Genomic DNA, 19,358 nt, shown 5'->3' with positions numbered 1-19,358 from the left:
GCGCGCTGAAGCCATGCCCCGATCCTTAGCCGAAAAATCTCTGAGCGACGGCTCGGCAGCCGACGCTAGTCGCCGCTCGGATTTTTTCGGACTGACGTGAGGAATCGATTAACCGCAGGTCTGCCTCGTCGCCATTTTTTCCAACAACCCCGGCCGCTGGCTACTGGTCGGCGCGACCGCAATGCGCGTCATGATCCCAAGGCTTTCCCAGAAGTCACTGCTGAACGCTCGCGCAGGCCGTAGGCTTCCCCGGTGCACCGACCTCCCGTCAGCGGTGCATACCCGAGGGCGGTGCGTAATCCACCAGGGCGGCCTTGAGAGACAGGGTTCACTACCACGTCTGCCCGGGAGGGTTCAGGATGACCGCTGGGTGGTGGTGACACGCAATGTCGCCTCTCTCCCGCTTCGCTTTGTCGGCACAATTCGGTCGAAGCGTCGGGGTGCTGAGATCGAACCAACTCCAAAGTCAGGTCGAGCCCTCGCTCAGGAATATCTCGAATAAATTGTTCTCGGCAGCCGTCCGCGCTGTACATTTATACATATGAAAGTAGCTGGCCTTTTCGCGGGCATTGGGGGATTTGAACTGGGGTTCGAGCGGGCGGGGCTCAAGAGCGGCCTACTGTGCGATGTGCTCCCGGCTTCGAAAGCTGTGTTGGAGGCACGCTTCCCTGGAGTCCCTTTCCATCAGGACATTCGGAAGCTCCGATCCCTTCCTTCGGATGTGGAAGTGATATGCGGAGGATTCCCTTGCCAAGACCTCAGCCAAGCCGGGCGAACTGCTGGCCTTGAAGGGGAGCAGTCAGGACTGATCGGCGAGGTCTTCCGTTTGCTCGGGCGGCGACGTGTGCCTACCGTGGTGATCGAAAACGTACCGTTCATGCTTCAGCTCAACGGCGGAAAGGCTATTCGCGCAATCATCGATGAGTTCGAGCGTCGGGGGTACCGGTGGGCGTATCGGGTGGTCGACTCGTTTTCCTTCGGTCTACCGCAGCGTCGCGAGCGGGTCCTCTTAGTGGCTTCGCGGGAATTGGATCCTGCGGCGGTCCTGTTGGCGGACGACAAGCCCTTGACGCGCCCGACCACTGCCATGGGAACCCTTGCCCATGGTTTCTATTGGACCGAAGGACTCACGGGCCTAGGATGGGCCGTGGACGCTGTACCGACCTTGAAGAACGGGTCCACGATCGGCATACCGTCGCCGCCGGCGATAGCCATGCCAGACGGAAGGCTCGTTAAGCCAACCTTGGAAGACGCTGAGCGCCTCCAAGGATTTGAGGCGGGATGGACCTCTCCGGCAGATAGCGTTGGCCGAGCGTCCAAACGCTGGAGCTTGGTTGGAAGTGCAGTGAGCGTACCCGTCGCCGAATGGGTGGGCAAAAGGCTGCTGCGGCCCGGTACCTACAACGTATTGCGCGACGCGGAGTTTCCGCTGGTAGGCAAAGCGCCAAAGGCGGCACGCTTTGATGGCAAGCGTAGGTTCAGCGTCACCATCAGCCAGGACCCTATTGGCGTTCGGGCTAAGCCGCTGTCCCAGTTTCTTTCCACCGGCGGCGAGGAGCTCTCGTTGCGGGCCGCGTTGGGCTTCCTCACAAGAACTCGTCGCGCAAAGCTCCGATTCGATCCCGCTTTCATCAAGGCGGTCGAAAGACATGTCACGGGCTTGGGAGGTGCGCTTCCTCCCTATCCGCCAGGCTCGCAGATGCGGAAGGTCGCTTGACCGACATTGTCGCCGATCACCTATTACAGCCCGGCGAACCTAGATGCGTAGATCGTGTCAATTCGCTCGATGAACGCATCGTACTGGAAGGCAGCCCCGGGCTGTGGTGCGGGCGGCGTTGTGACGAGACTAACCGGGCTACCGTCGTTGGCGCATGAAATGAGGACTACCCCCATCGCATCAAACCCCCGTTGACCGACGGCGGCTCGCCTCGGTAGCTGAGTTACCTTGGCAATGGCACTCGCCGCGTTGGCCGGCTGTTTGTGCGGATTGATGACAGTTGTCTGTGTGCCGATCGCCCAAGGATTCCGCAAGGGGCTGATGAAGGTGTCGGCGGCATTGATCAACGCCAGACCCGCTGCGATCGCCGAATCCGTATCGCCATGAATAGTGAGGTGAGAGCTATTCAGTTCATCGTAAAGCCGGGGTCGGGCCTTTCCAAACTCTGTAAACGCGGCCTTGGCTTCCAGCGCGACGAGTGCCGTCTGAACCCCGGAAATTTCAATGTCCGGCAGCCCGCGTAGGAGGGCCTGTTCTTGAGGCGAAAGCACGATGTTGTACGCAGAAATCATGTCTGCGAACGTTTGAATAGTCGATGACGCTTCCGGGTTTGAGCGGCGACAGATCACTAAATCGAGGTCCTTCTGCCGGTCGTTCTGAAAATCTCTCATTCGGTGGTTGATCCCGAAGGCCACCTTGCCGTCGACGACGTGACGGTAGAGCAGATTCCCCCGAAGCATCAAATCGAAAAAGACCCCCCAGCAGGCAATCTTCGAATGGCGATCTGAGCGGGGGTGATATTGCCAAAGGTTTCCATGCATAAAACCGTTGGCGCCGCCTGTCGCGACACTGAGAGATCGTGCAAGAATCTGAGTACCGTAGGTCATTTCAGTGGCGCTGCCAATCGAAGCTCAAAGCGTTAGAGGATAAACGCCCTGATCTTCCCCTCGCCTGAGGGCCCGTGATATTTGTGGCGTCCACTTGCGTTGATGGTCTGCCAGCGATGAGCCATTGCCTTACCCACCTGGCGGTTTCATCGGTACGAGCAGCATCGTAGGGTTTTAGCGCGCACTCCCAGACCACCAGACTTCTCCACCCTTGCTGGCTCAAACGTTCTAAAGCCAGCGCGTCGCGTTTGCGATTCGCATCGAACTTGCTCTGCCAAAAATTTGTCCGCGTTGAAGGAGTCGATCCAAAGCGACATTCGTGTGCATGCCAGAAGCAGCCGTGGACGAACACTACAGCTCCGTACTTGGGAAAAACAAGGTCTGGTCTACCAGGGAGGCGAGGGTCGTGAAGTTTGTATCGAAGCCCTAGTCCATGAAGCGCGTGACGCAGCACCAGCTCAGGCTTTGTATTGACTTGCCCGACGCTTCGCATGATCCGCGATCGCGCCGCTTGATCTACTACATCCATAACCCTTTCGCCCTTGCGCGCACCCTTTTCAAGGTCGCTACCTTATTGGAACACTGGCGCGAATGCGAGATCACGGTATCGCTTGCCGCGTCGAGTTCCATCTGTGCTGACCAGTCGCGAGGACTGCGCATGGTCAGGCACTAGCGCGCGCCTGGTACCGCTCCCGTGGCGCAGCCCTCCGGAGCGTGACAAGCTGCATGCCTTGCTACTGATTCCTGTCGAAAATTCCCTTTAAAGCCATATCGACGACGCGCTGCGGACGCCGCTCGGCATGGAACGAATCGATGATCAATGTCCTTCCCGAAAATCCAGCTGCGTCCGCGAGATCCCTGACCGCGGCGTGCGACCAGAAGGGATGCGCGATCACCAGCCGCACAGGATCAGGAGCATCGCCCCGCACGACCGGCAGTGCCATTCGGCCGACGCGTTCCACCGTGAAGCGATCGGGTCTGAGCGCCGCGAGCGATTGCGCTTGTTCGTGTGCGATGGCCTTCCAGTCGCGAAGCTCATGGGCTTCCCACCGATCGTCCAGCCCGGCCCGCCAGTCGGGTTGGTAAAGAACACGCAGTGCTGCGAGTCCGAGCCGCCAGTCGAGCAAACCGTGGTGGCTGCGATTTCCGTAGCGCTGCAAGCAGACATAGCACGCTGCCCTACAGCGAGCTCGATGAGAATCGTAGAGAAATCGGGCAATCAAGGGATCTCGTTCGGGCTCGTCCACCATGCCGCGGATCAGCTGCATCGCGAGGGGTGAAGCGCCTTCCGACAACCGACGACAGAAACCCGCACCGTTGGACAGATAGTCGGCCAGCAGGATCATGGGGCGACCAGACGACGCGCGCGGCTCCAGCGCGTCGAATTCCTCCGGATCGATATCCATCTCGAGTGCGGCCCGTTGCAAGAGCAGCTGCGTCGCGCTGATCCATGCCGAGCGCACTCCTGTATCCGTGGCCCTGCGGGACACGCGTGCGACGTCCAAGCCCTGGGGAATGGAGTCGGGCATGAGAAACAGGGCGTCCGTGGTCTTTCTGGCCATCAGCCGAACAACCGACTCTTCCCCTGGACCGTCGGCCGCGCCGCGTCGCTGAGCGATGCGTCCCGCCTCTTTGAGTAACGCTTGGTCCGGCAGGCTCCACTTCAAGCCAGGCTCGACACTGACCTTGTGCGTCTCGAACTCGCGCACGTCGAAGGGTTCGGCATCTTGGCCCGCCTCGGATAGTCCCTCGTTGAGTCGAAGCACCTTGGCGGTGCCGGAAGAACCGATCAGTGCATTGGTGACCGGACATGCTCGCGTGGCGATGGTATTGTCCGCCTCAAGCGTCACGATCCGGCGGAAAGAGCGCAACTGCTCCGAATCCGAGACCTCTTTGGGAGCGAAATCGGTCGTGAAGGCAGCGGGGCTGACGTAGTACAAGAAATCCGACGCGGCAAGGGTGCCCCCACAGTCCGGACAAACCGAATCGGCCTCGGGCTTTGGCGCGACACCTGTGACGGCGCTGCAGTTGCCGCACCGCGCGATCCATCGTCGGCTGTCGATCCAATCACCCATGGCGCGCGCACGCCCACCGCGGAACCGGGGCGGTAGAAGCGGCGCAGAGAAGCCCGTGCAATCGTAGCGACGCTTGTCTTTCACGAGGGACCTGCCAGGGGCGAACTCGAATACGGCCAAATCCAGCTCGCGGTCGATCGTGGCGAACTGCATCGACTCGCCCGTGCCGCTCACCCCCGTGTATAGCGATCGAACCCGCGTGGGCATGCCGTACAACGGGAGCAGTCCGTGTTCCGCGAGGAATTCGCCCAGAGGCATGTCGGTACCATCCACTTCGCCCGCCACGCCCCAAATTGAATCGAGGGTGTCCTGCACAGATGATGCAGCGGTCAACGCGCGTACTCGCGCTTCGTCGCCGTCTGCAATCGCTCGAATCACGGCATCTCGTACGTTTGACGTCCGCGAAAGCGCATCCCCGAGAACCATCCGCCAATTCGCATCGGCATCGAGTACCAGCGATGCCATCGGAAATTCGCCATTTGTGTCACGAACCGCATCGCCAGGATAGCTCCCACCGCTTTCATCGCGGGTCAGGGCGAATGCGGCGACCAGCCAAGCCTTTCGGACGATGCGCGACGGAATCTCCGGGTGATCGGCGGTCAAGAACGGGGGCGGCGGGGCGTCGCCCGTGATTGCGGCCGGTCCGCGGAAATAGTGCAAGTCGTGGCTCCGACTGCGGCACAGCGTCGTGACGAGAGAAAAAGCTTGACCGCGTCGGCCTGCGCGGCCAACACGCTGTTGATAGTTGAAGCGTTGAGGCGGCATATTGGCCTGATAGACCGCCTGCAGCGGGCCGATATCGATGCCAACCTCCATCGTCGTCGTCACAGAAAGTAGATCGATCTCCCTAGCACGCTTCGATAGCGGCGAGTTCTGGGCGTCGTTGCCCACGAAGATGCCGCGGAACGCGCGCAGCCGCTGAGCAGGTGCGTCGGTTTGACCTGTCAATTCCGCGCAGCTCAAGCGAAACGCTGAAGACTCGGCCTCCTCCCCCCGAGTGATCCGCCGGCCTAAGAAATTCTGCGTGCGAAGGGCTTGGACCGCTCCATCGGGGTCGCTCGGAAGCGGATCGAAGCATCGTGTGCAAATTCCGAATCCGCGATGCAAATGCACGCGGCCGCACGCGCTACAACGCCACCATCGGTCGGCCTCGTCAGTCAATCGCACAAAGAGCTTGTCGAGCAAGACGATACCGTCGCGGTGGCCGAGATTTTCTAAGCGCGCAAGAAACTCGCTGAGCACGCGGTCCTGATCCTGGCCGGTCGCTTTCGCGAATCGCTTGAGCTTGCCAGGGAACTCGGTAGGCCGCGAGACTGTTGCGACGTCGCGATAGGGGTTTCCTTCGACCTGATAGCTATCGCCCAAGACTCGAAGCAACGCGTCGAGCCTGTCGGAGTCGCCCTCTGCAGAAGCCGTCAAAGATGGGTAGCCAATGCCCGTTTCCTCAAGTGCGAAGTACGTCTTGGAGAACAGAACCTCGTAGGTCAACGGGCGCTGCTCCCGGACCATGGCATGTCTAGCTTCACCGGCCGTGTCGTACTCGTCGATAGAGCGCCATTCCTGCTCGTCGCCGCGATCCACCATCCACGAATACCACGGCTTTCCTTTCACGTCGGCGACGCCCGCCGGGTCGACAGGATGGACGCCGAGCTCGACATACCGCCGCATCAACGCCTTCATCTTTCGATCCACAGGGCTTCGGGGTTCGAGGATCGTGGCCAACGGCACTCGTTTGCCGTCCCCCGCGGCCTTCATTCGATCGAGCTCATCGTGCAGGGCAAAAGCGGCCTTTTTGTCTCCGGCCGCCCACAGTCGATTTGCCTCCTCCTCCATCTCGGCCATTTGCTGCGGAGATATCTTTGCAGAAGCCGCTCCGGCCTTTCGAAGCTCGGCGACCACGAGCTGACGCCGCATATCCTGGTGATGACGCCCTTCGATGTTCAACGCTGCGCGCGCAGCGTCCTGGCGGCTATCGGAAAACACGATCGACTTGGGCGCCGAGCCCGCAACGTGCAGCAGCGAGAACATCTCGCTTGCCAACAGCTGAGATGCCTTGGCAAAACCGGTGCGAAAACTGCGAAGCGGCGACTTGACGCCTTGCTTGCGCTGCGAATAGTCCGTTGCGCACGAGGGGCAACACCGGGGCAGCGCCGATCCGGGCTGCCGCTCGTCATTCTTCGGTGCCGAAAATAGCAGCCCCGAAACACCGTACGGGCCGTTGGATGCGACTGCCAAAACGCTGTTGCGCGTGTCAAGCGATCGGGGGAGCCACGCCTCCCCGGTCGCCGTATCCCGGGGACTGCACTGCGTGGGCCAAAAGACGGCATAGTCGACGTGGGCCAGCTCCTCGTAAAGTGCATCGGACGGCCGTTCGGGCAACTCCTCAAGGTTCGGCGCTGTCGTCAGCACCTCGGTCACCGAATTTCCATCAGGCGTGCGGCGCCCGCCGACGAACAGCTCGCCACAGGCTTCGCAATACACGAGCTCCACCAGCCGACGAGTCGTCCCATCGAGGCATGCGCCGTGCGAGGTGCCGCGCTCGATGGTCAGATTCTCGAAAAGCGTTCGGTCTTCGTCACGCCTCACCGACGCGAACAATCCCTCTGCGCTTCGAAAGAACATATGGAACCGCACGCTGGGAAGGTTGGCAGGCGGCGCAGCGCCATACATCTCTGGAATACCGATGCGATCCGCCAGCCCGCGCAACACACAAAGTCCCTGCATCGCCGGAAGCCGATCCGGCGTCTGTCCGAACAGTCGCGTTGCGACCGCATCAGCTGACGTCGCTCTGGGTCTGCCCGTAACTTCGTCCCTGCATGCGTGAGCCAGTAATGCTGCGACCTCCGACACCACCGCCACGGCGACATCGCCGGGCGCTTGTCCGTTGGTTGGCTTTCCCAGTGCGACGGCCGCGCCGGCAAAGACGCGATCGAGCTCGTCGGTCCGCCTTTCGATGCGGCTGACCAGCTCATCGACGCCGTCGGCGAAGCGCGTGACAACGTCGACGAAAGGCCCAGTGGGCAGCGGGAGATCAGCTGTAGTGGGAATTCTTTCGGCGTCGCCAGCAACGACCGCTTCGGGCCACAAATCGGCCGAGCCCGGATCGCTCGGCGTCTTCGATGTACCGAACGAACCGAAGAACTGCCGCAAGTATGTTTCGGTCTGCTCCGCGCCGGGCTCCTCGCCCGTCGGCAGCGATGCACTGGACCCCAGAATTCTCAGTTTGTGGCGCATTTCGGCGCGGTGCAGGCCTAGTCGGGCGAACAAAGACCGCAACAGACCGACGATCTCCGAGCCTGCCGAGCCGCGAACCAAATGCAGTTCGTCCAGCACGAGGTAGAAGTAGGCGTCAGGATCACTTTCCAGCCACCGGCGTGTTGCGTCCCATATGTTCGCCTCGACTTCGCGCACCAACATCGTCGCCAACATTGATGTGTTGGTCACGAGAATGTCCGGTGGCGTCGCTTGCATGTCCCACCGGCTGACCAGCTCGCCCCCGTCGCAGGCAGGGAACATGTAGCGAGTGTCCTCGTGATCGGATACTGCTTCACCCCGTTCCCTGGCTGCTCGCACCCTCTCGCGCTCAAGCGCATCGTGCTCCCTGGCGATCGATTGCCCCTGATGCATGTCAATCAAGCGAGTCTTGAGCTGGGCCTTTCGCCGTTGGAGGCTGCGCTTTTCGTCGAGATCGTCAGCCAAGCGAGGATGGCGTAGATGGCCGGTGACCGGCGTATCTCCAGTGTAGCGACCGAAGAAGATGCGATTTCCTGCGAACCGCTCGTCCATGACGGCGTGAGCATCGGGCGAATCCAGGGTGCGACGAAGGCGTGCCATCTGGTCCTCGACCAGTGCGTTCATCGGGTATAGCAAGATCGCACGGACCGCCTTGGGGCGCTGCACCGGTTCGTCGCCGCGGTGTAAGCAAAACTCGTCTCCGCGCTCGAACCAGGGTTTCACATCGTACGGTCGCGCGGGAGCTGGCCATCGCACGGCTTCTTCAGATAGCGCTGCGAGGAGAGGCAGCATGAAAGACTCGGTCTTGCCCGAGCCCGTGCCCGAGGTAACGATTCCCGGGCGGCCCGCTCTTGAACCTCTTTCAAGCATCGTCCATTGATGGGTGTACGGCCGCACGTGGGCAGGGCTGCGTCTGCGCAACTCCGGATCGCCCGACGGCACGCCCGGAAACAAGCCGGAAAGCACGAGTTCGGCAAAGGCGCGGCGACCCTCAAACGAAAAGCCGTGCAAAGGATTGGAATCGTCGGGTAGGACCGCGACGGCCTCAAGCGGGTGTTCGCGTTGGCGGTAGCGCGGCACGACTTCGAGATAAGGATCGGTTGCCAGAGTCCCAGGTTCGCGAAGAAGGTCGCGCCGCGCTTGTAAAACCCCTTCGTCGCGAATGCGAAACGCCGTGTCCAGATAACTGAGCCAGAACTCCCGGATGCGGCGAAAGCCGCCAAAAGGATCGAGCATGTGAATGTCCCCTTAACGTGTATCTCGAAGGTTGTCGAGTGCTCGCACGGCGTGTTGAAGGAATGGCGGCGCTGAGTTCGAGTTCCCATCAGACCAAAATTTCGCCCAAGCACCGATGGATTCGCTACTTGGGCCGTTCGCGCTAACGCGGCCGGCGCCTGCCACGCGAAGCGCCCGGGCGATGGCCACCGGATCGGCCTCAAGCTTGCAAATCGCTCGTGCCGCCCCGGGCGATGGCTCAAGCGACGAGCCATCCATCGCCAGTCGCGTCGGCATTCCGATCAGCGTGGCGCCCAGAACCACAGGGCAAGTGACAGCCTCCTGGGAAGCACGCATTACGACTGTTGCCAGCGCTCTGGCCGGATCGGCTCGCAAGGATGAAGGGGCCGCGGCTTCACCGGCGGGAGAGGACATAGTCGCCGTGATCAGCAAGTTTCGGGGCCTGTCTGGTGCCGCGAGTACAGATAGAAGCGACGTCATCCACAACCGGAACGGCGCTGCGTCCAAGTCGCGTAGGCAGACCAGGACGGGTTCGTCAGGACAGGTGACTGCCCGGTGCCAGGCTAACGCGAACGCGGTAGGGCGCTCGGTCGATGGCATGCGCCACAAGTCGTCCAGCCCGATGATTGAAGGATCCAAGGGCTGCAAACGAAGTTCGCCACCGCTGACGGCCCGAGCATAGGCGCGCAAGCTCTGATCGGCCATGCGCCCGGCGACTAGGACCGGCTCACCCGCGCGGACAAACGCGTCCAACATCAACAGGTCCTGCTCCTGAATGCCGTGATTCTCTGCCTCCTGCGACAAGCGTTCGCCTAGCGCCGGCGTATCGATGATCTTGGCTTCGCCGGCGCTCGGCCGTGACCACGGAGGAACGCTCGACGGCATGAACGGGGGGACCTCTTTGCCTGCCCCGGCCAGCCAGTCGCGCAGCCGCTCCGCGAGCGATGCGGCAGCGTGCGAATCCGAAGCGCCGACCATCGCCTCGAACGCCCGGCGCGCCTCCTGCGAAAAATCTCGCAGCCGCTCGTCGATCGCCTTCGACGCTGCGAGCGCCTCGTCGCGTTCGCGCTGCGCCGACAAACGCGCCGATTCGAGGTGTTCGACCTCGTCCTTTATGCGCGCCAACTGTGTGCGAGACGACTGCGTTTGCTCGCTCGTTCTGGCGACTTCATTGCGTAGTGATTCAGCCTTCCTGAGTAGAGTTTCGTTGGCCGTGCGGGATTCGTGAACGCTAATGGCGATCGAGGCCTGCGTCGCGCGATCGAGCTCGATGCGCTGCTCCAATGCCGCGAGCTCCTCGCGCGTTGCGATGAAACGCTGGTCGAGCTCGGAGCGAATGCTCGATTCGATCTCGCTCATCTTCTCGGAGGCTCGTTGCTCGACGGCACGGACGAGTATGGCCCGTGCTTCCTCCGTTTCCAAAAAGAGCTCGGACAACTCGCGTAGACCAGACAAAGCGCGAGATGTCGCCGGCCACTCTGCACGCATGCGCTCCACAGCGTTGTGAAATTCATCCACCTCAGCGCCGCTCACACGCGCGTCCTTCAGGGCGCGTTGAAGTCGCCTCCAGGCGGGCTCATTGCCGCCCAGCATGGATTGATATGCCGAGACTGCATCCGAGAACTGCACGAACGCTTGCGACAGGAATTCGGTGTCGGTGAGCCACGAGACCGTCTTCACGACATCCCTGTCGAAAGATTCGGGCAGAAAAGGAACACGGCGATCGGGATCGAGCTGATTCCAACTCGGTTTCGCGTGAAAGAGCTCTATCAAGCCTTTCGCTGGTACCTTGACCTTCCAGCCTTGGTCGGCCTTTTCGAATTTCAGGTGCGCGCACAGGCCATCTTCCAACAGCACCACCGCCGTGTTCCCGTTCCCGTCGGGAAGTTGAACCCCTCGTTCGCACAAGATGCGACGCGCCTCGGCCATCGTCTTGCCGGACAGATCGAGCAACGAATCCGCGCGTTGCGGAGATTCGGCGGTTTGGCCCATAGCGCCGCCCGCGGCATCGCCGCGGCGATACAGCCAGAACGTGTCCACATGTTGCCCGACTGTGATCAGCCCGTCATTGCAGAGCACGGCGCCATTTCGCGCCCGGCGTTCGCTCTCGCGCACGGGCTCCCAGTGTGTGCCGTTGAACCGCGCCACGGGCGCGAACTCGCAATGCGGTTTGAATCGTCCGGCCGGCTTCTTGAGCCGACCAAGCCATACCTCTTCTTCAGTTGTCATTAGGTTTTTCGTCTTCTAAAGATTGGCGCGCACCCTGGACCAGCCGTCAGCGCGATGACGCGAAAGCCCGATCGAGGCTGCCGAGTGAGCGGGGCGACCGGTGCTCTCGGGCTTGTCAGGGTCGTGGAATAATCTGCGTCCCAGCGCCGCGACGGCGTGTTGCATCGCGCCTTCAGCATATGCATAGCGCCAACGGCCCTCGATCAGCATCGGTCCGGAGGCGCACTGCCGATCACGGCGAAGTTTCATAGCCAAGGGCAGCGGCAAGTGGCCTTCTTCGGCCGTTCGCAGCCATCGACCCTCGTGGCGGGTGAAAAGCGGCAGAGCCGCTCGGCGATGCGCCTCAACGATTGCCACCGTACGGCTGCTGGTGACAAAACGATATCCCTCTTCTTTCACCTCATAAAGGTCGTGCCGGTCTCCTTCTTCGCGGCGCCACCAGGTGAGCAGGACATCCGGCATAGGCCGGCCCGATTCGCGAAAGCCACCTGCACGCCAACTCCATGTTCTGTGGGCCCGATAGCCGGCCGTCGACAGAGGAGACGTCGGCCAGCAGGCGGGCGCCGACGCGACCGAGCCGGCCACAGGTGCCGCTTCGGCCCAGCCCAGCTCCTTGGCGAGCTCGCGCGTGCTCGGTCCGCGAACGACAATGGACAGCGGCGAAAGAGGGCCGCACCCCGTCCGCCGCTCGACTTCGCCGCCTAGAGCGCGCGCCGCACGAGTGAACCTGGATCTGATCGCAGCGGGCGCGGACCCTTCCAACGCAGTCGCGCCGCCGCCTGCCATCGAGAGCGTGACGAGCGAGGGAGGCAACAGCCGCCAATAGACGGCGCGCCAGCTCTCCGACAAGCGCCGCTCAAGCCATCCCGCTTCTTGCAGTGCACGCAGAACGTCCCACGGCGACGGTCCGGGACACAGTTCGCGTACGACCTCGACTAGTTCGCGCTCGCTCCAACCCGAACGTCCTAGCGCATAGATGGTCTCGAGAAGATCGTCGAACCCGCTGGCGAGCTCAGCGGATTGCTCGTCCGCGACTTCAAGCGCCGCTATCGTCGCTATCGTCGCTATCGTCGTTGTCTTCGAGTCGTCAAGGGTGTCGTGGGTCGTCAAGACCCACTCCGCTTCCGTGCGCGAATGCCGCGGCGAAGCGGGCAGGTCCGCGTGAAGCGCAGCGTCCGCAACGAACCTTAGCGGCAGCTCGATCGCGACCGTCTCGTCATCGGCCACCGACTCACGCAGACGCAATCGATACAGCCCCTCGACCGTGTCCGCCGCCGACATTGAAAAACGACCCGCGCCCTCGTCCTTCAGGAATAGGGTTAGCTTCGCTTGGTCGTTACCGGCGCGAAGATCCACTGCGCCGACCCCAAGGCGCCGAACCTTCGGCAAGAGCGAAGGCCGCCCGAGCCATCCCGCGATCGTGCGCACCCCGCCTTCGAGACGCAATGGACGCGCGCGCGCTGTGTCGGTCTCGATTCGCAGCGCTCTATGAATGACCACCGACTGCTGCCCGTCCACCGGCCCCAGATGGAACCACCCGTCACCCAGCGGCGACAGAGCTCGGCGCCATTGTTCGGGTAGGCGTTGTCTGCAACCCTCACGCAACAAGTATCGATGCGGCTCGGACGCATTGGGCGCATTTGCGTTCGCGACCCAGACTCCGAAACGTTCGGCCACGAATGGCACGGCGCCGTGCTCGAAGAACCGTCGCCAACGCTCGGCCGCCGCGCCGCCCCAACCCAACATCACCGCCGCAATACGCGCAGGGCACTCGATTAGTGGCGCCCTCGGCGATTGCGTCGCTTCGCAGCCGCCGCCGTCGACGATCGACACCCGGACGCGCAAATCGACGTCGACCATGCCTTCGAGCAATTCGAGGCGTACCCGAGCAGGGTCGTCGCGTCCTCGTCGTCGCACGACGTCCGCCGCATAGCAAACGACTTGCCAAAAGCGATGCAGCTCAAGCAAGGAGTTACCTTGGCCATAGAGTGTCGCAAACGATCGCGCGGCTTGGACCATCTCGGGGCGATAGCCGCGCTCCTCCGTCACATAGGGGCAAATCTGGAGAGCCGCCTTGGCGGGATCTTTGGCCGCTCTCGTGAACGAGTCGTGCCCTTCGATGTCGGCACGCAGCTTCTTGACGGCGCGCCAATTGGGAAACGCGATCGCGTTGGTCAAGCCGATGTGCGCTCCGATGCCAGGCGGCGGCAGAACCACGCTTCGGATGCCGTGGCCGGCGTCGTGGCGAACATTGCACCATTTCTCTAGGCTCCTCCAAAGACTCGGAAGCGCCCTGCGCGAATGGATGAGCTTGTCGGTACGCAGCAGCCTCTTGAGGTTGTGTCCGAAGTCTTGGCTCTCTTGGTCCTCGTGAGCCGATGCCACCACCGCGCACGTCAGCACTAGAAAGCGAAAGTACCCGGGCGCATCGGCATCAGGCCATGCGGCCGTCCAGCCACCATCGAGCACGTCGCTCACGATCTGCGCGCCACCGCAGCCGTAGGCGAGCCATTCTTTGGCGGTCACCGTATCGGGCGCTTCCAGCGCCTCGCATAGCGCCGACTCCGTGGCGTCGAGATACGTCAGCGGACCCGCGCCTGCCTGTCCATCCGAGCGAAGATAGTGGCGCACGAGCGCCGATTCGATCTGAACTGGCGTGAGGCGGTGTGAACGCTGGGACACGATGGTCAGCGAGATGATGGGGACGGTGCCCCCCCATCGAAACGCTGCAAGGCCTCGCGAATGTTGTCGTGCACGCGAACGGCCGGGTCGAAATCGCCGTCTAGCGCTTGCCCCGACATGTAGCCGCGTCGCATTGCGCGTGGCACTTCCTGCGCATGGGCTAGCGCGGCCCGCAAAGCGAATGCAAGATCCTGCCGCAGTTTCGGCCTTGTCGCTTCTACATTCGCTGCCAACAGACTGCCTCCTCGCGTGCGTCAGCGCGGCACATTGTCCTCGCCAGCGCAGTAAATTTCTTGGTTCTCGCTTCGCCTCCGGACCTTCACACGCGCTGTGGGTAGCGCACCGAGCCGGGCTTGCCTTATTGCACGATCTTGCCACGAGTGATGATCACTGCGCGTCCAAGCTCCGTGACGGACCGCACAAGTTGGGCGCGAATCAAGGTCGTCTGGAAGTTCGGCGCAGGGCGGGGTGTCGCACGGTGATGTAGGCTGCCGCGATCCCGCCCGAGAGCTTCAGGGCTCTCGCCACGCGATCTCGGGTTAGGACACGGCTGCCATACAGGGCCGCTCGATCAACCGTTGTCACGGGTCGCGCAGCCCGGCTGGCCGCCGCGCCAGCCTCCACGACCTTCATGCCCTTGAAGACCTTGAACACGCCCACGCCGGGAACGACGTCAGCGGCACCCCAGGCTATCTCACTAAGTTCGAGCTTCTTGCGCAGCCGGATCTTCTCCTCCACGGTCGCCATCCCGCTCGTGATGAAATCGCTGATGAAAGTGATCACCTGCGGCGTGATCAGCCAGATCGCCTTGCCCTGGTCGTTGATCCTGAATTGCGCCAGGAACTTGTGCCCTTCGACCCTGATTGCTTCGACAGCGAAGAGCCCCCGGTATTCAGGGCCATAGAGCCGGTCGGGATCGTCTTTGCCTTTGCCAAGCAGCCAGTCCAAACCGCGCCCTGCTTCGAACCGAAGCTTCATGGCCTTGAGCTCGGTCTTCTGGAAAAAACCGATGACCGGGACGATCTGCTCGCCATAGTCCAGCAGGGCCTGTCTAAAATCCTGGTATCCCCCGAAGGCGATGAGCACGTCGCGCGCGTCGGCCGGGTAGTTCTGCAATGCGAACTGCATCTTCGCCAGCAACTGCGGGTTGTGTAAGGCATCCAGAAGAAGCGCCCGAAGCTCCGGCGAGCCACCGGCGGCCGCGTAGAGCTCCGGGACGAACGAGGATCGCGCCTTGAGGTCTTGGAGCCGGGACGTGAATCCGCCGGAGCCGGACGCAAACGCGGCGAGCGCCGCGGCCACCGCCGTTGCCGCCAGCAGGGCGCCCCAGCGGGTCAGATTGCTCCGGCGAGCCACCGGGGGAGTCGGCCCAGCCGCGTTCATTTGATTTGCTTGTCGAAGCGCCCGTCCCCGCATCCGCAAGCTCCACACGCCGGGCAGACGATCGCGGTGCAGTGCTTGCATTCGAGAATATGGACTTCGCTATCCAACTCTTCCCTGCAGCGCATGCAATGGCTGAGCCTACGACTGCGCCGAATTCGAAGGTTTGAAGCCCCGCGGCCGTACTTTCGATAGGCCGACTCCGCGAGCTCTCTCTCCTTCATTCCAGGATTCGCGCTTTCAAGCAGAGCGCCGAATGAGGCGTTCTCCGTCGCGACAATTGAGGCTTGGCTTCTTCGTTCTTCGGCCTCGGCTTCTTTCCTATCGTGCCAAACAGCTATGACAGAGGGAGGGGCCAGGAAGGAATAGCCTTCGTCCGCTGCAGCCTTGCACGACATGCGAAAGGGCTGGCGTTGAGCGCCTCTCACCAAGTCCAGCATTGGAGATGCGGAGCCGCGCGGTATGACCGCCACCACAATAGCGTGACCAGGGATGCCAGGAGGCTCAGCGTCAGGTTGCGCGAACTGCTCCCAAGTCGCTGCGATCGCCGCATCGGCCCGAAAAATGCGCAATATGGCCTTGACCGGAACGTAGGCCCATGGCTCAGCATTGGCACGTGTTGTCACGGGATATCTCCTCAACTTTCTGCCGGCGCATCGCTTCTGAGTGATGACCGTTCCTGTTAGTTGCTTAGGGCTGAGGCCCACGTGTCTTCGTGCACCAGGAAAATCCGTGAACCCGATTGCTTGTGCTGCATGGCCTTCTCGATCTTGGTCCCGAAGCTTCCGTGCTTCCACTCGGGACTTCCGAGCCCGCCGATAACAAGGTAATCGAGCTTCTTGGTTACGCTGGACACGAGGCCGCCGCGTCTCTCGATAGCCTGCTCGCAGATCTTTCGCGGTCCAAAAACGAAGTCGCCGGTGAAGCAGAAGAGCTTGCCCTCCACCTCGATGCCTTCCACGCGGTCAATCGCCAGCTCGGTGACGAAGCTCGCCTCCGCCACCTCGTCCAGCTTCCCGCCCAGAAGCTGCTGTAGCGTGTCGACGAGGTGCGCGCGTTCCTCTGCTGTGACGATCCCATCGGCCAATGCGCTTTGCACCTGGGCATGGATCACATTTCCTGGCCAACTCAAAGCTACGTCTTGCGCGCCATGGAGCCATCCATTGAGGAAGTGAATCTCGTCGTCATTGAGCGCCTTGTCGGCAAGCAGGCCCTGAACGATGCCCACGAGCGCGGCGCAGGATGTCCGCATCTCGTTCCGAAACGCGGCTGCCTGACGCTGGTAGATGTTGATCATGCCTGTCCTAGACTTGCTTACCCAGTGCCGCCACGTCGCTGGTAAAGGAAACGACCATGCCGGTTCGCGTACACGTGAGTTGCGCTCCCGCCACCGTGTCTTATATGCAGATCATCACCGCGCAGCCCCTGCCACGTCGCAAGGTAGTGCAGGGCGCCAAGCCGGTTGCGGGCCTTAATGGCCTCGCCACCACCTTTCCAACACAGCGCAGGCAGCTCGCCGCGCCGAGCGGCATCAGCTGTCTCCGGTTCCTGCTGGGCCTTCTCAAGCCCGCGCAGCCAGCAGACGACAAGCCCCCCGTCTTCGCCGGCCCACGAGACTTCCCAGGTCGCATCAGTGCGATCAGGCGGAGCAGCCGCTTTGTATTGGACGATCATCGCTCTCGCTCCTCGTGAAATTCTTGTCGGCCGATTGTGTGCTGAGGGTGTGCCGTCGCATTCAGTCGATGCGTGACCTTTTGCGCATGGCCATGAAGAAGAATCCCTTAGCTACTTTGCGGCGCAAAAATCCGGCCGCCGTTGACGTCGCAGGCGCTCATGCCGCGATTTCTGCTCGAAGTGCCCTACGAAGTAGGGCCTCGGTTCGATCCCGACCTCACCTGACGAAGTCCGCCGACTTCTTCAGAGCATGGGTCACACCGTGCGGCTGATGGCGCCGCAGTTCGTCAAGCCCTACGTCAAGACCAACAAGAACGATGCAGCCGACGCCGAGGCGATCTGCGAAGCAGTGGCTCGGCCGAATATGCGCTTTGTTCCGGTGAAGAACGTCGAGCAGCAAGCAGTCCTCGCGCTGCATCGTGTTCGACAGGGCTTTGTGAGGGCGCGCACAGCGCAAGCCAATCAGATTCGTGGGCTGCTCGGCGAGTTCGGTCTGATCATTCCGCAGGGCATAGGCTACATCGCCACGCGCGTCCCCGAGTGATCGAAGACGGCGCCAACGAGCTACCCGGTCCGTTTCGCCTGCTTGTTCAACGCCTGCTCGATCACCTCAAGGAACTGGATCACCAAGTCGAGGAACTCGAGGCGAAATTCAGGCTTGGCATCGGGGCTCCGGGTTAGCCCCGGGTGATCGTGTGAGTTGTCGTCCACATCCGGCTACCGCTGGGCCTGCAATTCGCCTCAGCGCCGCTCCTGTATGGCGCGGCGACATCGTCGGGCCTTGGTCAAGGTGCCCGCCATCCCAGCGGCGATCGGGACGGCCGCGGTGAGTCGATCGTGCCCGAGACATCCGGCCGCCTGAGGCGCGGACCGCTCTCAAAAATGCGAGCTGCTGAGAACCTCAACCGCCTTCGGGTCCACGCTTCGAATCCATCATCCGCGCCACCGCGCTCACCTGCGCGGCCCCCGCCCGGAAATACCCCGCCACGGTGTCCACGCTCCGGTGCCCCGTCATCGCCATCGTCTCCTGCAGAGGCATGTTCTGCCGCCCGGCTTCCGTCACGAAGCCTGACCGAAGCGAATGCGTCGAGAAATCCTCTCCCACGCCTGCCAGCGCGCACCGTGCCTTCACAATGTCCCGAACCGCCGTCCCCGAGAGCCCGTCGATCCCGAGCTTCCCGTTCTTGAGGATCCGCCGGAAGAGGGGTCCCGAGGTGATGCCGCTCGCCTTAAACCAAGCCTCGAGCGCTTCTGCGGCCGAGCCGACCACCGGCTTCACGTCTTCGGGCCGCAACTTTCCGTTGTGGTTCGTCTTGGAACTGGCCAGCGTGTACAGAAAATCTCCCTCATCGACGCGGCGCAGGTTTTCGTAAACCGCCGCTGACACCTCCGAGCGCCGTCGTCCGCCCGACGCCCAGGCGAAGAGGAGGAGGGCGCGATCGCGTTTTCCTTTCAGGGAGTCATCGCAGGTTTCCAGCACCGCCTCGAGCGGCTCCTTGGTCAGCGCACGCTGCTTGTGGGGCAGGGCGTTGCGCTTCGCATAGGCTTTTCGTGTCTTGCTCAGCAACGCCTTGACCGCCGGATCCACGCACGGATTGGGCTGCTTCGACAGGTGGTGGGCCATCGAGAGCACGGAGACCCGGTGCATCAGGGTGTTCAGCGCCGGCGCCCCGAGCTTGCCTTTGAAACCGGCCTCGACCAGGGCCTCGTCGATCGCGGGCGGCAACTGGTGCTCCAGCCCGGCCTTGGTCGAACGCTCGGCGTGATCGACGATGAACTGGACCACCACGGGCACTGGAACCGGCAGCGCCATCTGGCGCCCGTAGCGCGCGCCGAACCAGGCCGCCCAGTAGCGCATGGCGGCGCGGTATGCAAGCCGCGTGTTGTCTGACTCACCCTCGGCCATAAGGTCGCTCGCAGCTTCCTCGGCCATGCCCGACAGCTGACCCGGATCGAGCAGCGCGTGGTCGCGTTTCAGGGGCATCAACGCCTTCGACGCCTGGGACGTCCTCGGCGCCTTCGACGGCGCCACTTTCTCAGCAGGTTTCTTCAAGCGACCTCCAGAGCATCGGATTGGTGGGACCCCGACGCAAACAATCTGGCGAGCGCCGTCTTTCTGTCATTTATCATATGTGCCATGTATGATGTTTTACGTATATTCCACATAGTTTCCGATAATGCTTTATTATCGCAAGTAAACCGGGGCCGAGGAGCAGGGCATGAGTTTCAAAAGTTCGAGCGACT

Annotated in this window: 12 protein-coding genes and 1 pseudogene; 3 read left to right on the top strand and 10 right to left on the bottom strand. The window is 62.2% G+C overall.

Features of this window, described 5'->3' with window-relative positions; translation table 11 throughout:
* The first annotated feature begins 541 nt into the window (after positions 1–541).
* A complete protein-coding gene (locus tag QTH97_RS33320) occupies positions 542–1,717 on the top strand; it encodes a DNA cytosine methyltransferase (RefSeq protein ID WP_286572871.1) in 1,176 nt (391 codons plus the stop codon).
* Between the two features lie 23 nt (positions 1,718–1,740).
* On the opposite strand, the gene QTH97_RS33315 is transcribed toward QTH97_RS33320, so the two are convergent.
* On the bottom strand, positions 1,741–2,604 hold the full coding sequence (locus QTH97_RS33315) for a hypothetical protein (RefSeq protein ID WP_286572870.1): 864 nt from the start codon (positions 2,602–2,604) through the stop codon (positions 1,741–1,743).
* Position 2,605: 1 nt separating this feature from the next.
* Entirely contained in the window at positions 2,606–3,097 is a 492-nt protein-coding gene (locus QTH97_RS33310; RefSeq protein WP_286572889.1) for a very short patch repair endonuclease, read from the bottom strand.
* Between QTH97_RS33310 and QTH97_RS33305 the strand changes: the two genes are divergently transcribed.
* On the top strand, positions 3,038–3,277 hold the full coding sequence (locus QTH97_RS33305; protein ID WP_286572890.1) for a hypothetical protein: 240 nt from the start codon (positions 3,038–3,040) through the stop codon (positions 3,275–3,277). The genes QTH97_RS33310 and QTH97_RS33305 overlap by 60 nt on opposite strands.
* 61 nt (positions 3,278–3,338) lie before the next feature.
* Here QTH97_RS33305 and QTH97_RS33300 read toward each other — a convergent pair whose 3' ends face one another.
* The 7 genes from QTH97_RS33300 to QTH97_RS33270 form a co-directional block, all read right to left on the bottom strand.
* Complete coding sequence (locus QTH97_RS33300; RefSeq protein WP_286572869.1) at positions 3,339–9,149, bottom strand: DEAD/DEAH box helicase; 5,811 nt, start codon at positions 9,147–9,149, stop codon at positions 3,339–3,341.
* A 12-nt stretch (positions 9,150–9,161) separates the two neighbouring features.
* Entirely contained in the window at positions 9,162–11,378 is a 2,217-nt protein-coding gene (locus QTH97_RS33295) for a hypothetical protein (protein ID WP_286572868.1), read from the bottom strand.
* Positions 11,379–11,393: 15 nt separating this feature from the next.
* Positions 11,394–14,060 carry a hypothetical protein gene (locus QTH97_RS33290; protein WP_286572867.1) on the bottom strand — a complete coding sequence of 889 codons (2,667 nt, stop codon included), beginning with the start codon at positions 14,058–14,060 and terminating at the stop codon, positions 11,394–11,396.
* Positions 14,061–14,495: 435 nt separating this feature from the next.
* Positions 14,496–15,443: a hypothetical protein gene (locus QTH97_RS33285; RefSeq protein WP_286572866.1), complete on the bottom strand. Its 948-nt coding sequence runs from the start codon at positions 15,441–15,443 to the stop codon at positions 14,496–14,498.
* On the bottom strand, positions 15,440–16,066 hold the full coding sequence (locus QTH97_RS33280) for a hypothetical protein (RefSeq protein WP_286572865.1): 627 nt from the start codon (positions 16,064–16,066) through the stop codon (positions 15,440–15,442). Before QTH97_RS33280 ends, QTH97_RS33285 begins: the two co-directional genes overlap by 4 nt.
* 56 nt (positions 16,067–16,122) lie before the next feature.
* Positions 16,123–16,737: an NAD-dependent DNA ligase gene (locus tag QTH97_RS33275; RefSeq protein ID WP_286572864.1), complete on the bottom strand. Its 615-nt coding sequence runs from the start codon at positions 16,735–16,737 to the stop codon at positions 16,123–16,125.
* 17 nt (positions 16,738–16,754) lie between these two features.
* The gene (locus QTH97_RS33270; RefSeq protein ID WP_286572863.1) at positions 16,755–17,114 is read right to left on the bottom strand and encodes a hypothetical protein; all 360 of its coding nucleotides are present in this window, start codon (positions 17,112–17,114) and stop codon (positions 16,755–16,757) included.
* A gap of 241 nt (positions 17,115–17,355) precedes the next feature.
* On the opposite strand from QTH97_RS33270, the pseudogene QTH97_RS33265 reads away from it, so the two are divergent.
* A pseudogene (locus QTH97_RS33265) lies at positions 17,356–17,759 on the top strand (IS110 family transposase); the annotation flags it as partial.
* A gap of 256 nt (positions 17,760–18,015) precedes the next feature.
* Here QTH97_RS33265 and QTH97_RS33260 read toward each other — a convergent pair.
* Positions 18,016–19,098: a site-specific integrase gene (locus tag QTH97_RS33260; RefSeq protein ID WP_286572888.1), complete on the bottom strand. Its 1,083-nt coding sequence runs from the start codon at positions 19,096–19,098 to the stop codon at positions 18,016–18,018.
* Positions 19,099–19,358: the final 260 nt, after the last annotated feature.

This window comes from Variovorax gracilis (assembly GCF_030317115.1).
Classification (GTDB): Bacteria; Pseudomonadota; Gammaproteobacteria; order Burkholderiales; family Burkholderiaceae_C; genus Variovorax; species Variovorax gracilis.
Note: the sequence above shows the minus strand (reverse complement) of the source record. Positions and strands in the feature narration are given on the sequence as shown.

What these genes read in the sequence shown, in the direction of transcription:
- QTH97_RS33275 (WP_286572864.1), bottom strand. Translation starts at nt 16,737, where the DNA reads ATGATCAACATCTACCAGCGTCAGGCAGCCGCGTTTCGGAACGAGATG.
- QTH97_RS33310 (WP_286572889.1), bottom strand. Translation starts at nt 3,097, where the DNA reads ATGCGAAGCGTCGGGCAAGTCAATACAAAGCCTGAGCTGGTGCTGCGT.
- QTH97_RS33260 (WP_286572888.1), bottom strand. Translation starts at nt 19,098, where the DNA reads ATGCCCCTGAAACGCGACCACGCGCTGCTCGATCCGGGTCAGCTGTCG.
- QTH97_RS33295 (WP_286572868.1), bottom strand. Translation starts at nt 11,378, where the DNA reads ATGACAACTGAAGAAGAGGTATGGCTTGGTCGGCTCAAGAAGCCGGCC.
- QTH97_RS33270 (WP_286572863.1), bottom strand. Translation starts at nt 17,114, where the DNA reads ATGATCGTCCAATACAAAGCGGCTGCTCCGCCTGATCGCACTGATGCG.
- QTH97_RS33300 (WP_286572869.1), bottom strand. Translation starts at nt 9,149, where the DNA reads ATGCTCGATCCTTTTGGCGGCTTTCGCCGCATCCGGGAGTTCTGGCTC.
- QTH97_RS33315 (WP_286572870.1), bottom strand. Translation starts at nt 2,604, where the DNA reads ATGACCTACGGTACTCAGATTCTTGCACGATCTCTCAGTGTCGCGACA.
- QTH97_RS33285 (WP_286572866.1), bottom strand. Translation starts at nt 15,443, where the DNA reads ATGAACGCGGCTGGGCCGACTCCCCCGGTGGCTCGCCGGAGCAATCTG.
- QTH97_RS33320 (WP_286572871.1), top strand. Translation starts at nt 542, where the DNA reads ATGAAAGTAGCTGGCCTTTTCGCGGGCATTGGGGGATTTGAACTGGGG.
- QTH97_RS33305 (WP_286572890.1), top strand. Translation starts at nt 3,038, where the DNA reads ATGAAGCGCGTGACGCAGCACCAGCTCAGGCTTTGTATTGACTTGCCC.